Raw genomic sequence first — 13,267 nt, 5'->3', positions numbered from 1 at the left:
CTCAGTACAGCCCGTCGTGCTTGGAAATTTCGCTGGCCTTCAGCCCACCGACGCGGGCGTTCAGGCGGCCACGATTGGCCAGCACGATGATCAGCGCAACCTCATCCGCAGCCGGACTCTCATCCGGCATGGAGATCGTCACGCCGTCATAGTGGGAGCGGACATAGAGCGCGTCCTTATGCGCCAGCGGGACGTCGATCTTGCAACCGGGCGCCGCCAGCTTGGTGAAGGACGGCACCCAGGACAGCCCGCCGCCGAGGGCTTCCCGGACAGGTGCGGCAAAGGTCGAGGTGAGCAGGGCATTGGCGTGCTCCAGCTCGCCGCCGAGGCCCACCACGCCGCCCTTGCCGTAGCTCTCCGCCTTGTACGGACCCATGGCCTCGACCGCGAGCTTCGCCATGAAGGCCCCCACTTCCTTGCTGGCCGCGATCCCCTCGGAGAGATCCTCGACATAGCGGCCGGCCCAGGGATTCCCGAGGATGGCGACGGCAGCGACCTTGCGCAGCGGGGCATCGGTCCGCTGGCCAGCCTCGAAGGTCCTTTCGTCGATGAGGGTGAACCAGCGGCGGACTTCCAGCTGCATCGGCATCAATCCTAGTTGGGGCCTATCCGGGAGGGCCATGTTCAGGGCCCGATCGTGGTTGCGCATGATTGGCGCACATCATAGGATTGTCAAACAAACGAACGGTCGGAGAGAGTTGGTGCAGGGCACGACCATCCTGTTTTCCGAGATGACGCCCCCGCCCGGACGCGAGGCCGAATTCCACGACTGGTACGACCAGGAGCACATCCCGCTCCGTATGGCCGTGCCGGGCTTCGTCTCCGCGCGCCGCTATCGCGATACGGCAGAGGGCGCGAAGGGCTTCCTGGCGGTCTATGAGATGGATGCGTCTGGCGTGCTGAGGTCCGATGCCTATGGCGTGGTGAAGAACCAGCCCAGCGCCCTCACGCGTGACATGCTCTCCAGCGTGTCCGGCTTCACCCGCTATATCGGGCAGGAGATGGCCGTGCGCCGGCGCGCGGATGGAGACGCGCCGACCGCCCTGGATGCCCCTCTGCTCTACGCCGTCTGGTTCAGCGTGCCAGAAGACCGCTGCGCCGATTTCGACGCCTGGTACGAGCAGGATCACGTGCCCCTGCTGATGGAATGCCCGGAATGGCTGATGGTCCGCCGCTTCCGCATCACGGATGGCGAGCCGCAGCCCTATAACCGCCTTGCCCTGCATTACCTGGCGGACCGCTCGGCCCTCGAATCCCCGGCACGGGAGAAGGCGCGCGCCACGCCCTGGCGCGCAAGGCTGGCGGCAGAGCCCTGGTTCAAAGGAACCTATAGCGTGTTCGAGGCCATCCGCCCGCGCCAGCGTGCCCGGTCCGCCACGTCCTGACCATGGATCTCCGCATCGCCCCTCTCGGCGTCCAGACCCAGGCGGTGGACCGGTTGCGGGAGGCGATCGTCTCCGGTCACTTCCTGCCGGGCCAGCGCCTCGTCGAAACGGATCTCTGTCGCGCCCTCGGCATCAGCCGCGGCTCGGTGCGGGAGGCGCTGCGGCGGCTGGAGGGTGAGCGGCTGGTCGTCATCACCCCGAATCGCGGCCCCTCCGTTACCGAGCTAAGCTGGGAGGAGGCGGCGCAGATCTACGACGTGCGCGCGCTGCTGGAAGGCGAGGCCGCCGCCCTGGCAGCCCAGCACGCCACGGAGGAGCAGCGCGTCGCGATGAGGGCGGCGCTGGCCGAATTCGACACGGCGGTTTCCGCCGAGGACGCGCCGGGGCGGGTCGTCTCCACGGCGCGCTTCTACGCCGCCATGCTCTCCGCCTGCGGCAATGCGGTGATCGAGGAATTGCTGCGCGGGCTGCATGCGCGGATCAACCTGCTGCGCTCCCGCTCCATGTCCCGCCAGGGCCGCGCGGTGCACAGCGCGCGAGAAATGCGCGCGATCCTGAAAGGGATCCAGGACCGCAGCCCGGAAGCGGCCCGCAAGGCCGCGGTTCTTCATGTCCAGGCTGCCCGTGAGGCAGCCCGGCAGGCCAGCGCGTCGACACCCGGCCAGGCGGCCTGAGATCAGGCCTCGCTGGTCGGACTGGCCAGCGGCGGGCGGGAGCGCTCGCCTGTCCAGCGGCGCACCGTGCCGAGTTCAATGTCGAAGAGGTCCAGCACCCGTCCGATGCTGTGATCCACCATCTCCTCAATGGAGGCAGGGCGGGCATAGAAGGCGGGCACGGGCGGATAGACGATGGCCCCGGCCTCGGTCACCGCGGCCATGGTGCGGATATGGCCGAGATGCAGCGGCGTCTCGCGCAGCATGAGCACCAGGCGGCGGCGCTCCTTCAGCACCACATCGGCCGAGCGGGAAAGCAGGTTCCCCGTCACCCCCGTCGCAATCTCCGACATCGTCTTGATCGAGCAGGGTGCGACGATCATTCCCAGCGTGCGGAAGGAACCGGAGGAGCAGGCGGCGCCGATATCCCCGATGGGGTGCACGACATCGGCCAGTGCCTCCACCTCCGAGACTTTCATGTTCGTCTCATGGGCCAGGGTGATCCGGGCCGCCTGGGACATGACCAGATGGGTCTGGATCGGCGTGTCGCGCAGAAGCTGCAGCAGGCGGATGCCATAGATCGAGCCCGAGGCGCCGGCCATGCCGATGATGAGGCGTGGGGGAGGGGACCCGGCCGGCGATGCCGACGGGCTGGAGGTCAGGGACATGGCGTGCCGTCGCCGAGCAGGAACCGATGGTTTCGCAACTCGTAAACCCTCTCCGGGATCTTGTCCGTTCCGTTTACGCGCTGCCGGGCGTGGCGCCTACTGCTTGTATCGGGGAGGTTGGGGCAGGTCCGGCCTGGGGTCGGCCGTGCCCATTGGGAATCAGCGGAAGAGGGACACGGGAACCAGCGTGATCGCCGGCACGTAGGTCAGGAGAAGCAGGACGCAGAGGTAGATCGCCAGGAAGGGCAGCACACCCCGGTAGAGCGTCGGCAGCGGTGTGCCGAACAGCGCGTGCGATGCGAAGAGATTCAGGCCGAAGGGCGGCATGAACATTCCGATCGCCAGGTTCACCGTCACCACGATGCCGAAATGAAGCTGGTCGATCCCGGCCTGCACCGTGATCGGCACCAGCAGCGGCATCAGGATCAGGATGGCGGCTGGCGGTTCCAATACGCTGCCGACGAAGAGCAGCATGATGTTGATGATGAGCAGCAGAAGCCAGGGCTCTGGCGCGATCTGGGAAATCAGCGAGGCCAGGGTGGTGGGCAGGCCGCTGGTGGTGATGAGCCAGGCATAGGCCCCGCCCGCCGCCACGATAATCATGATCTGCCCGACAAGCGCGGCGGATTCCAGCATGATGCGCCAGATATCGGACCAGGACAGCTCCCGATACACATAGATGGAGATCACGGCGGCATAGATGCAGGCCACTCCAGCCGCCTCGGTTGGCGTGAAGACGCCGCCATAGATGCCGCCCAGAACGATAACCGGCGCGAGGAGGGACCAGAAGGCTGCGCGCAGCCCCTGGGCGATATTCACCCAGCGGGCCGGGTCACCGACCGGGATCATCTGCACCTGGGCGCGCACCATGACATAGGCCGCGAGCGCCAAAGCGACGATGATGCCCGGCACGATGCCGGCCAGGAACAGGGTCGCAACTGATTGCTGCGCTGCAATCCCGTAGATGATCATGGGGATGGAAGGTGGGATGATCACATCGATCACGCCGGTGGCCGTGATCAGGCTGACGCCGAAGTTGCGCCCGTAGCCTGCCTTTTCCAGCGAAGGAAGAGTCAGCTTGCCGATCGCGGCCACACAGGCGACGCTGGAGCCGGACATGGCACCAAAGACCGCCGCCGAGCCGATGGTGGCCAGGGCCAGGGAGCCGCGCACACCGCCGACGATGGTCAGAACCAGCTCGATCAACCGCCTTGCGATGCCGCCCTGCGCCATGATGTCGCCGGCCAGGATGAACAACGGCACGGCGAGCAGGGTGAAGCTGTCCAGCCCCCCGAACATGGCGGTGTGGACGGCATGGAGGGGAATCCCTCCCTGGTAGAGAATGCCCGCCACCGCCGCGATCAGCAGCACGAGGAAGATCGGCATGCCCAGGCCGAGCAGCGCGAGCGGAACGCCCGCGAAAATCACCGTTCCCATCAGTTCGCCCCTTTCCCGGGCCGGCCGGCGCGGCGCCGGATCACGATTTGCTTGAAGTGACCTGCCGCAGCACGATCAGCGCGGCATTCAGGAAAAGGCCCAGCAGCACCACGCACTGGGGGATCCACATCGGAACCTCCAGCGCATCGCTCCGCTGGTCGAAGCTGTGCAGCATGGAGACAATATCGAAGCTCGCCAGTCCCACGGTGACGAGCACGGCGACGGCCGCGATCGCCACCAGCCAGCGCACCAGCTTTCGCGCGCGTGGGTTCAGCATGGCCTCGAAGGCCTCGATCCGGATGTGCCGTCCTTGCCAGGTGACCGTCGCGGCGCCCGCGAAGACGATCAGCACCATGAGATAGACCATCAACTCCTCGGCCCAGCTGATCGGCGAGGCAAGGAAGTATCGGCCGAAGACATTGGCGCCGTTCACGGCCACGATGATGCCCAGCGCCACCGCCGCGATCCGGTTGCAGAGCCAGGCAATGGCATCGCCGAGCCGGATGGTGAGCGCCGTCCAGCCCGTATCAGCAGCCTGTTGGCCGGCTGCTATGGTATGACCTGCCATCTCAGGCCGTCGCCGTCGCGGTCCGGGTCAGCAGATCATACAGGGCCTTCACATCGGCCCGCCGGGACGAGACCTCGGCGCCGATCGGGCGCATCATCTCCATCAGCGTGTCATGCTCGGTCTTCAACAGGGTGGTCACCGTGCCGCCATTTGCCTTCCAGACCCGCTCCTGGTCCTCATTGAACTTGGCGGTCCAGTCATAAACATCGACACTGGCCTTCTGGCCGGCATTGTCGATCACAGTCTGCAGCGGCTTGGGCAGCTTGTCGTACCAGAGCTTGCTCACGGCCGAGACAACGGTGATCGACGCGTGTTCGGTGCGCAGAACATGCTTGGCTGAATCATAGAAGCGCATCGCCGCCAGCACGGGCAGGCTACCCAGCACGCCGTCGATGGTGCCCTGCTGCAGGGCGGGCATCACCTCACCCAGCGGCATCGGCACGGCCGTGCCGCCCAGCCGCCGAATTTGCTCCGTCTGCATGGCGGAGGCGAGCACGCGGACCTTCTGGCCGCGGATATCGGCCAGCTTCTCCACGGGATTGCGGCTGTTCATGCTCATCATCGCATTGACGAAGAGGCCGATGCCCTTCAGCCCGCGATTGGCACCGAGTGCCAGGAAAGCGCGGTTGAACTCGGGCGACTGCAACCCACGGTTGGTGTGGGCAAGATCCTGGAACAGGCCGGGCGCGCCCAGCACCTCGTAGCGGGAATCGACGCCGCTGAGGAATTCCGGCGGCAGGACCAAGCACTGGATGGAGCCGAACTGCGTGCCCTCAATCATGCGCGGGGCGGAGCCGAGCTGGCTGGCCGGGTAGAGCTCTGGCTTGATCTGGCCGTTGCTGTGCATCTCCACCTCGCGTGCGAAGATGCGCATCCACTCATGCTGCGCGTCATTCAGGGTCGGGGTGCCGATCTTCATGACCATGGGCGTCTGGGCACGCAGGACGGCCGGGCCGGCGAGCACGCCCAGGCCGGCAGCGACGCCGCTCAGCATGGAACGGCGGCGGAGATTCACTTCGCGGTTCATCTGCGGTCCTCTAAGGCTGCTGAAAGGCATTCCCGGCCCGGGCGCGGAAGCCGATCGCCTGTCCACGCTCAGCCAATTGATACATCTTGTAGGTTACGCATTCTTGTTGGACAATCAAGCAGCATCGAACCGCATAAGCGAGAGGCCATTGTGAGCTCGTGCAGCAAATTCGGCCGGCTTGCTGCCGCTTCTGGTGAGTTTTTGTGCAAATGCGCCTCGTCTGGCGGCATCAACCCGTCAGTCTGCCAAGACCGTTGAAATGCACCGCCAGGCGCCGCCCCGAGCCTCCGGCCGGCCTGCGCGCCCGCACGCCGTCATGCCCCAAAGTCCCGCATCGCATCCGCTAGGAAGCATATCATGAGCTATAAGGATCTACGTGAGTTCATCGAGAAGGCGGATGTGCTCGGCGTGGTGCGCCATGTGAACGGGGCCGATCCGAAGCATGAGATTGGCGCCATCACTGAGGTGGCGGCGGGCATGCCGGAATGCCCGGCCTTGCTCTTCGACAACATCCCTGGCTTTCCCGCCGGGTTCCGTATCTTCACCAATACCACCATCACGCCGCAACGCGCCGCGCTTGCCCTCGGAATTGACCCGATGCTGCGGCCGCTTCAGGCGCTGAAGGTCTGGAAGGACCGGCGGCGCGGCCTGACCATGATCCCGCCGGTGGAGGTGAAGGACGCGCCCTTCCTGGCGAACCGGATGACCGGCACGGAGGTCGACCTCAATCGCTTCCCGACGCCGGTCTGGCACCAGAAGGATGGCGGGCCCTATATCGGCTCGGGCAGCCTGGTCATCATGCGCGACCCTGACAGCGGCTGGATCAATGCCTCGATCTACCGCGTGCAGGTGCATGGCCCGAACAAGTGCACGATCCAGTTTGACCATATGGGCCGGCACGGCGCGATCATCGCGCGCAAGTACTGGGAGCAGGGCAAGCCCTGCCCGGTGGTGGTGGTGAACGGGGAGGATCCTGCAATCTTCGTTGCCGGCTTCGAGTACCTGCCGGAAGGCGCGTCGGAATACGATTTTGCCGGCGCCATCAAGGGTGCGCCAATCGAGGTCTGCATGGCGCCGCAGACCGGCCTGCCGGTTCCAGCCTATGCCGAGATCATCCTCGAAGGTTCGCTCCTGCCAATGAGCGAGACCTCGTTGCCCGAAGGTCCCTTTGGCGAGTTCACCGGCTACTACGCAGCCGATACACGCCCGGCACCAGTGATGGAGGTCACCGGCATCTATCACCGGGACGATCCTATCCTGCTCGGCTCGCCGCCGATGAAGCCGCCTCGTCACCATTTCGGACTGCCCTTCCGAGGTGCCGGTATCTGGAGCAATCTGGAAACGGCCGGTGTCACCGACATCGTGGGCGTCTGGCAGCACACCTCCACCCTGATCACCGTGATCGCGCTGAAGCAGCGCTATGGTGGCCACGCCATGCGGGCCGCGCTGATTGCAGCCGCGAACAGCTATCTCGGGCGAATCGTGATCGTGGTGGATGAGGACATCGATCCCTCGGACATGAACGACGTCCTCTGGGCCGTTGCAACACGCTGCGAGCCCTCGGAGAATGTGGAGATCCTGCGTGAAGCCTGGAGCTCGGCGCTGGATCCGCGCATCCATCCCGACGAGAAGGCGAAGGGCGTGACCTCGCATTCCAAGATCATCCTGAACGCCTGCCGTCCTTTCTCCTGGATCGACCGCTTTCCGCCGACCACGGCATTGTCGGTCGCGCAGGCGCATGCGATCGAGGACAAATGGGGCGCCGTGCTGCGCCTAGGGGCGAAGTAGCGGGGGCACGGCGCGAAGCGATGGCAGGGCGGATCGAGGATGCGCGCCTCCTGTGCGGGGGTGGCCGGTACAGCGACGACACGGCACCGGACGGCACCGCGCATGCGGTCTTTCTCCGTTCCGCTGTGGCTCATGCCGAGCTCAGGAGCGTGGATATCTCGGCGGCTGCCACCTTGCCGGGCGTCCTCGCCGTCCTGACGGGCGAGGATCTGCCGGGCATGGGCAAGGTCCTCGTGCCGCCGCAGCGGCATGCGGATGGTACGCCCATGCAGGTGCCGGACTGGCCGCCCCTGGCGCGCGGGCGCGTCCGCTATGTGGGTGAGCCGGTCGCGCTGGTGGTCGCTGAGACCCGGGCCCGGGCGCAGGACGCCGCGGAGGCGATCCTGATTGATCAGGAGGAGCTGCCCGCCAGCATCGAGACGCGCCATCTCGAGACACCCGCCGCGCCGCTCTGGCCCCATGCGCCCGATAACACGGTCATCGACTACGCAGCCGGCGATGCTGTGGCGGCCGAGGCAGCCTTCGCCGCCGCCGCCCATGTCGTACGGGAGGAGCTCACCAGCCAGCGCCTGGTGGTCTGTCCCATGGAGCCACGCTCGGCGACGGCGCGCTACGACCAGGCCACGGGCCGCTATGAGCTGGAGGTCGGTTCCCAGGGCGCGGCGGGGATGCGCAACCAAGTGGCTGCCATGATGGGACTGGAGGCCTCCCGCCTTCGGGTCGTCACAGGTGATGTGGGCGGCGGCTTCGGGGCAAAGGCGCATGCCTATCCCGAGTATGCGGCCCTGCTGGCCGCGACTGCGCGGGTGGAGCGGCCCGTGCACTGGGTTTCGGCACGAACGGAGGCCTTTCTCTCCGACACGCAAGGGCGTGATTCGACCCTGGCGGGCGAGCTGGCCCTTGATGCGGAAGGCCGCTTCCTGGCGGTGCGCGTGCGCTCGGTCGTCAATACCGGCGCCTACCAGTCGGCCTCCGCCACAATGACCGCGACGGCGAATATCCTGCGCTGCATCGCCAGCGTGTATCGCACGCCGGTCGTGGATGTCCGGGTACGCTGCATCTACACCAACACCGTGCCGACGGCCCCCTACCGGGGCGCGGGACGGCCGGAGGCGAATCTGATCATGGAACGGCTGGTCGAGCGGGCCGCTGCGCGGCTCGGGCTCGACTCGGTCGAATTGCGCCGACGTAACATGGTCGTGCCAGACCAGATTCCCTACGAGGCGCCAAACGGCGTGACCTATGACAGTGGCGACTTCCCGGCGGTGATGGACCGTGCCCTCGTGCTTGCCGACCACGCTGGCTTCGCCGCGAGGCGGAAGGCTTCCCGCGCCCAGGGCCGGCTGCGCGGGATCGGCGTGGGCTGTTACCTGGAAGTCGCGGGCGGTCCGCCCTTCGAGGACGTCCGGCTGGATGTCACGCCGGAGGGGATGGTCGAGATCCGGGGCGGCATGCAGTCGAACGGGCAGGGGCATGCCACCGTGTTCCCGCGGTTGGTGGCCGCAGAGATGGAATTGCCCCTTGATCAGGTCCGGCTGGCGGATGGCGATTCGGATGCCGTGCCGGAGGGCATGGGCAGCGTCGGTTCCCGTTCCATGACCGTGGGCGGCGCCGCTGCGCTGGGGGCGGCGCAGCGTTTAGTGGAGGTGCTGAAGAGCCACGCCGCCCGCCTGCTCGAGGTCGATCCGGGGGACCTGACATGCCAGGGGGGCCGGATTGGAGTGGCTGGGACGGATGTCTCCCTTGGGCTGCGGGAGATCGTCGCCGCTGCCGGGCCCATCAGTGTTTTGGAGCGCGCCAAGGTCGGTCCGACCTTCCCCAATGGCTGCCACGTGGCGGAGGTTGAAATCGATCCTGTGACCGGAAAGGTGGCGCTCACTGGGTTTGCTGCGGTGGACGATATTGGGCGCGTGGTGGATCGCACCCTGGCCGATGGGCAGGTACAGGGCGGCATCGCACAGGGCCTGGGTCAGGTACTGACGGAAAATGCTGTCTATGATCCGGAGAGCGGACAGCCGATGACCGGATCCCTCATGGATTACGGCCTGCCGCGGGCCGATGACCTGCCGCCCTATGTCACGGAATTTGCCGAATTTCCCGCCAGGACCAATCGCCTTGGCACGAAAGGGGCCGGAGAAACGGGAACCACCGGCTCCCTCTGTGCCGCCTATAATGCGGTGATGGATGCATTGGGGCAGGCCGGCGTCACGCGATTCGACATGCCTGCCACACCGGCACGCATCTGGGCGGCCCTGGCCGAGGCGGAGACCGGTTAAGGGATATGCCCGCGGTCACGCTTTCCTGCGGCGGGAGGTCTGGCGACCGGGTGCTGCATCGCGTCCGGCCTCGGCCCGCTCGATCGCCGCCAGGGCCCGGGCGCCATTCTCGGCGAAGCGCGTCATGAAAGCGTCCTGCGCCTCGAACTCCGCCTGGGAAAAGCCCTGGAACAGGTGATCATTGATCTCCCGCACGAAGGGAGTCACCGCATCAATCGCCTGCTCGCCCTTGGCCGAGAGGGAGACAAGCACGCTGCGCTTGTCCTGGAGATTCGCCCGTTTCACGAGCAGGCCCTTGCGCATGAGTCGGCCGACTTCCGTGGTCACATGGGTCGAGGCTATGTGAATGTGATCCGCAAGCTGCCGGATTGAGACGCCGTCCGTGCCCTGCTGGTAAGCGACGCCGATGATCACGACGAACTGACTGCCCGTGAGCCCCATGGCGCGTCCGAAGGCTTCCCGGCAATCGATGAGCGTGCCGAGTGTGCGGACCATCCGGTAGAGCGCGCCACGAAAGGCGATATCGCTGCCATCAACCAGCAGATGGCCATAAGACACGGTGGGGGGCGGCTCATACCCCCCCGTCCTTGGCTGGCGTGCCGGCGTTATCTGTTTCCTTTGCGGGGCTGCCCGCGCGACCTTGGTCGTGTCGGTGGAACGCTTCGTCATTCCAATTCTCTAGCCCATCCGGCTCCGACGATCATCCCGCCGGTTCTCACAAGGGCCTTGTCGTGCCCCTATAACTACAATATGTAGCTTTCTGCCGGGCGGAGCCCGGCCGAGAGGGAGAGGGTGGCATGGACCCCGCCATATTCCGTAGGGCCCTCGGCCAGTTCGCGACCGGTGTTGCGGTGATGACTACCCTGGGCGAGCAGGATGCGCCCGTTGGCGTCACGATCAGCTCCTTCAACTCCGTCTCGCTGGACCCGCCGCTTTGCCTGTTCAGCCTGGGCCGCAATCTCCGGAGCCTTCCGGCTTTCGTTGCGTCGGAGCGCTGCGCGATCAATGTCCTCGCGGCGGACCAGCACAGCATCTCTAACCGCTTTGCAGGCCGCGATGGGGACAAGTGGGCGCAGACAAGCTGGGAGCCCGGCGAGTTCGGCTGCCCCCGGATCGGCGGTGCGCTCGCCTGCTTCGAGGGCACGCGGCACGCCATCGTGGATGGGGGCGATCACCTCATCTTCATCCACCGCATCGCCAAGGTGACGACCGCATCAGGGAGCACGCCGCTGCTCTTCTGGGGCGGGCGCTACCGCGAAATCCTGATTCCTACCACCGACTGACGTAGCGCCGACACACCGGTGCAGGAGCCTCTCATGCAGACAGACACCGCCGAAACAGTCGCGCCGGCCGCGTCCCGGGTGGCCCCCCTGCGGACCGGCGAGGAGTATCTGCGCGCCATTGCTGGCGACGGCCGGCGCGTTTTCATCGATGGCGAGCTGGTGCGCGATGTGACGGCCCATCCGGCCTTCCGTGAGGGCGCGCGCTCCGTGGCGCGGCTCTATGACTACGCCGCAGCACCGGAGAACCGGGCGCGGATGACCTTCGCCCTGCCTGGTGGCGGTGCCGCGCTGCGCGCCTACCAGATCCCGCAAACCCACAAGGATCTGCGCGCCAAGCGCCTGGCCGCTGAGGGTTGGGCAGAGCAAACCTTCGGCCTGATGGGCCGCACGCCTGACCATGTGGCCGGTTTCTTCTGCGGCTATGCGGCGAAGCCCTCCGTCTTCGCGGCGGGCGGGCAGGAATTCGCGGACAATGTCGTGCGCTTCTATGAGAAGCTTCGCGATAACCATCTTTATGCGAGCTACGCGATCGTTCCGCCCCAGATCGACCGCAGCAAGCCGGCCCATCAGCAGTCAGACCCGACCCTCTATGCCGGCGTGGTGAAGGAGAAGGACGGCGGCATCGTCATCGCCGGCGCCCAGCAGCTCGCCACGGGCGGCGTGCTGTCCGACTGGCTCTATCTGAGCTGCATTCATCCCCTGCAGCCCGGTGATGAGGCCCAGGCTATCGGCGTTGCTATTCCGATGAACGCGCCGGGGCTGAAGCTTCTCTCCCGGCGCGGCTTCGCTGCCCAGGCCAGCAACTCATTCGACTATCCGCTGACCAGCCGCTTCGACGAGACGGATAGCCTGGTCGTGCTCGACAATGTCTTCGTACCTTGGGAGCACGTCTTCATTTACCGCAACCGGCAGATCTGCTTCGACCAGTGGTGGAAGACGCCGTCGCATCTCTACGGCAACCTGCAGGCCCAGGCACGCTACGCGACCAAGCTGCGCTTTCTGCTTGGCATGGCCAAGCGCATGAACGAGATGACCGGGCACGACAAGAACCCGCCCGTGATGGTGCAAATGGGGGAGCTGGCCTCAATGGCGACCATCGTGGACAGCATGGTTCAGGCGCAGGAAGTGATGGCAGAAGTGGAAGAGGACGGCGTGCTCTGGCCCTCGCGTACCACCCTCTACTCCGTGATGGCGCTGCAGTCCGAGATTAACCCACGCATGATCGATATCGTGCGCGAGATCACCGGCGCCGGGATGATCACGCTTCCCTCCTCGGAAAGGGACTTCGCCAACCCCGAGGTTGCGGCTGATCTGGAGCGCTACCTATCGACGCCCAGTCACTCGGCGCGGGACAAGGTGGCACTGATGAAGCTCGCCTGGGACTTTATTGGCTCCGAGTTCGGCAACCGCCACCAGCAATATGAGAAGTTCTACGGCGGCGCGTCCTTCCTCGTGAAGATGAACGTCTTCCGCAACTACGACTTCGGACGCGCCACTGCGCTGGTGGACTCCGCCCTTAACCTTCCGCCGGTCGGCACCAGCTAGCCCGGTAACCCTCGCCCGGCGGTCTTCGTAGAAGGTGCCGCCGGGAACTGAGGTGCCTGTGCCGGGACGCCCCGGTGGTAGTGCTTGTCCGCAATCCGGCAGCGATGAACCGACGGCGGAACAGGCGCACCATGTCCTCTGACGCAGAAAGCCCATCGGCCTTTTGTGGGGCTGATGGGCTTTTATGTTTTGCGGTTGGTGTTTGTTGACAGGATCCGGTCTGGTGACCTGGCGCCGACCGACTCTCCCGCGTCTTAAGACGCAGTACCATAGGCGCTGAGGAGTTTCACGGCCGAGTTCGGGATGGGATCGGGTGTGGCAGCCTCGCTGTAAGCACCAGGTCACCGGGCCGGATCCTGTATGGTCCGGAATTGGTCAGTTGTTGCTGAGAGGATCTGTCACGCGGTTTGATGCTGTGTGCGGTGTCCCTTTGGGGACGCCTGTGAGGTGGTGTGATGTAAATCGATCGGGCGATTAGGACCGCTCAGCTGCGCTCGTTACCGAGCTTCCACTTGCGGCCTATCGACGTGCTGGTCTTGCACGGCCCTTGGGGAGACCTGGTTTTGAGGCTGGTTTCCCGCTTAGATGCCTTCAGCGGTTATCCGTTCCGCACTTGGCTACCCGGCGATGCGACTGG

At 65.8% G+C, this 13,267-nt stretch carries 12 protein-coding genes and 2 rRNA genes; 6 read left to right on the top strand and 8 right to left on the bottom strand.

All coding sequences use genetic code 11. The features are described 5' to 3' along the window. Nucleotide 1: 1 nt before the first annotated feature. The gene (locus tag ACO1BU_RS17495; protein ID WP_424137254.1) at nt 2–583 is read right to left on the bottom strand and encodes an amino acid synthesis family protein; all 582 of its coding nucleotides are present in this window, start codon (nt 581–583) and stop codon (nt 2–4) included. Nucleotides 584–701: 118 nt separating this feature from the next. Here ACO1BU_RS17495 and ACO1BU_RS17490 point away from each other — a divergent pair, with 118 nt between their 5' ends. Together ACO1BU_RS17490 and ACO1BU_RS17485 are read left to right on the top strand one after the other, a co-directional pair. Beyond that, on the top strand, nt 702–1,385 hold the full coding sequence (locus tag ACO1BU_RS17490) for a hypothetical protein (protein ID WP_424137253.1): 684 nt from the start codon (nt 702–704) through the stop codon (nt 1,383–1,385). Nucleotides 1,386–1,387: 2 nt separating this feature from the next. Beyond that, nucleotides 1,388–2,059, top strand: coding sequence for a GntR family transcriptional regulator (locus ACO1BU_RS17485; protein WP_424137252.1), 672 nt, complete (start codon nt 1,388–1,390; stop codon nt 2,057–2,059). Nucleotides 2,060–2,061: 2 nt separating this feature from the next. Here the strand turns inward: ACO1BU_RS17485 and ACO1BU_RS17480 are convergent, their stop codons facing one another. From ACO1BU_RS17480 to ACO1BU_RS17465, 4 genes are all read right to left on the bottom strand, one after another. Next, nucleotides 2,062–2,706: a UbiX family flavin prenyltransferase gene (locus tag ACO1BU_RS17480; RefSeq protein ID WP_424137251.1), complete on the bottom strand. Its 645-nt coding sequence runs from the start codon at nt 2,704–2,706 to the stop codon at nt 2,062–2,064. Between the two features lie 159 nt (nt 2,707–2,865). After that, nucleotides 2,866–4,143: a TRAP transporter large permease gene (locus tag ACO1BU_RS17475; RefSeq protein ID WP_424137250.1), complete on the bottom strand. Its 1,278-nt coding sequence runs from the start codon at nt 4,141–4,143 to the stop codon at nt 2,866–2,868. A 40-nt stretch (nt 4,144–4,183) separates the two neighbouring features. Then, nucleotides 4,184–4,711: a TRAP transporter small permease gene (locus tag ACO1BU_RS17470; protein WP_424137249.1), complete on the bottom strand. Its 528-nt coding sequence runs from the start codon at nt 4,709–4,711 to the stop codon at nt 4,184–4,186. A gap of 1 nt (nt 4,712) precedes the next feature. Continuing rightward, the gene (locus tag ACO1BU_RS17465) at nt 4,713–5,738 is read right to left on the bottom strand and encodes a TRAP transporter substrate-binding protein (protein WP_424137248.1); all 1,026 of its coding nucleotides are present in this window, start codon (nt 5,736–5,738) and stop codon (nt 4,713–4,715) included. 357 nt (nt 5,739–6,095) lie between these two features. Between ACO1BU_RS17465 and ACO1BU_RS17460 the strand changes: the two genes are divergently transcribed. Together ACO1BU_RS17460 and ACO1BU_RS17455 are read left to right on the top strand one after the other, a co-directional pair. Beyond that, complete coding sequence (locus tag ACO1BU_RS17460) at nt 6,096–7,526, top strand: UbiD family decarboxylase (RefSeq protein ID WP_424137247.1); 1,431 nt, start codon at nt 6,096–6,098, stop codon at nt 7,524–7,526. A gap of 20 nt (nt 7,527–7,546) precedes the next feature. Continuing rightward, nucleotides 7,547–9,802 carry a xanthine dehydrogenase family protein molybdopterin-binding subunit gene (locus ACO1BU_RS17455; RefSeq protein ID WP_424137246.1) on the top strand — a complete coding sequence of 752 codons (2,256 nt, stop codon included), beginning with the start codon at nt 7,547–7,549 and terminating at the stop codon, nt 9,800–9,802. A 15-nt stretch (nt 9,803–9,817) separates the two neighbouring features. Here the strand turns inward: ACO1BU_RS17455 and ACO1BU_RS17450 are convergent, their stop codons facing one another. Beyond that, nucleotides 9,818–10,360: a MarR family winged helix-turn-helix transcriptional regulator gene (locus ACO1BU_RS17450; protein WP_424137245.1), complete on the bottom strand. Its 543-nt coding sequence runs from the start codon at nt 10,358–10,360 to the stop codon at nt 9,818–9,820. Nucleotides 10,361–10,599: 239 nt separating this feature from the next. Here ACO1BU_RS17450 and ACO1BU_RS17445 point away from each other — a divergent pair, with 239 nt between their 5' ends. Beyond that, nucleotides 10,600–11,085: a flavin reductase family protein gene (locus ACO1BU_RS17445; RefSeq protein ID WP_424137244.1), complete on the top strand. Its 486-nt coding sequence runs from the start codon at nt 10,600–10,602 to the stop codon at nt 11,083–11,085. Nucleotides 11,086–11,118: 33 nt separating this feature from the next. Beyond that, a complete protein-coding gene (locus ACO1BU_RS17440) occupies nt 11,119–12,630 on the top strand; it encodes a 4-hydroxyphenylacetate 3-hydroxylase family protein (protein ID WP_424137243.1) in 1,512 nt (503 codons plus the stop codon). A 226-nt stretch (nt 12,631–12,856) separates the two neighbouring features. On the opposite strand, the gene rrf is transcribed toward ACO1BU_RS17440, so the two are convergent. Both rrf and ACO1BU_RS17430 read right to left on the bottom strand, forming a co-directional pair. Beyond that, nucleotides 12,857–12,971, bottom strand: a 5S ribosomal RNA gene (gene rrf, locus ACO1BU_RS17435). A 112-nt stretch (nt 12,972–13,083) separates the two neighbouring features. Further along, a 23S ribosomal RNA gene (locus ACO1BU_RS17430) occupies nt 13,084–13,267 on the bottom strand; the annotation flags it as partial.

The sequence above is a fragment of the Roseomonas chloroacetimidivorans genome, from assembly GCF_049629625.1.
In the GTDB taxonomy this organism is placed as follows: Bacteria; Pseudomonadota; Alphaproteobacteria; order Acetobacterales; family Acetobacteraceae; genus Roseomonas; species Roseomonas chloroacetimidivorans.
Note: the sequence above shows the minus strand (reverse complement) of the source record. Positions and strands in the feature narration are given on the sequence as shown.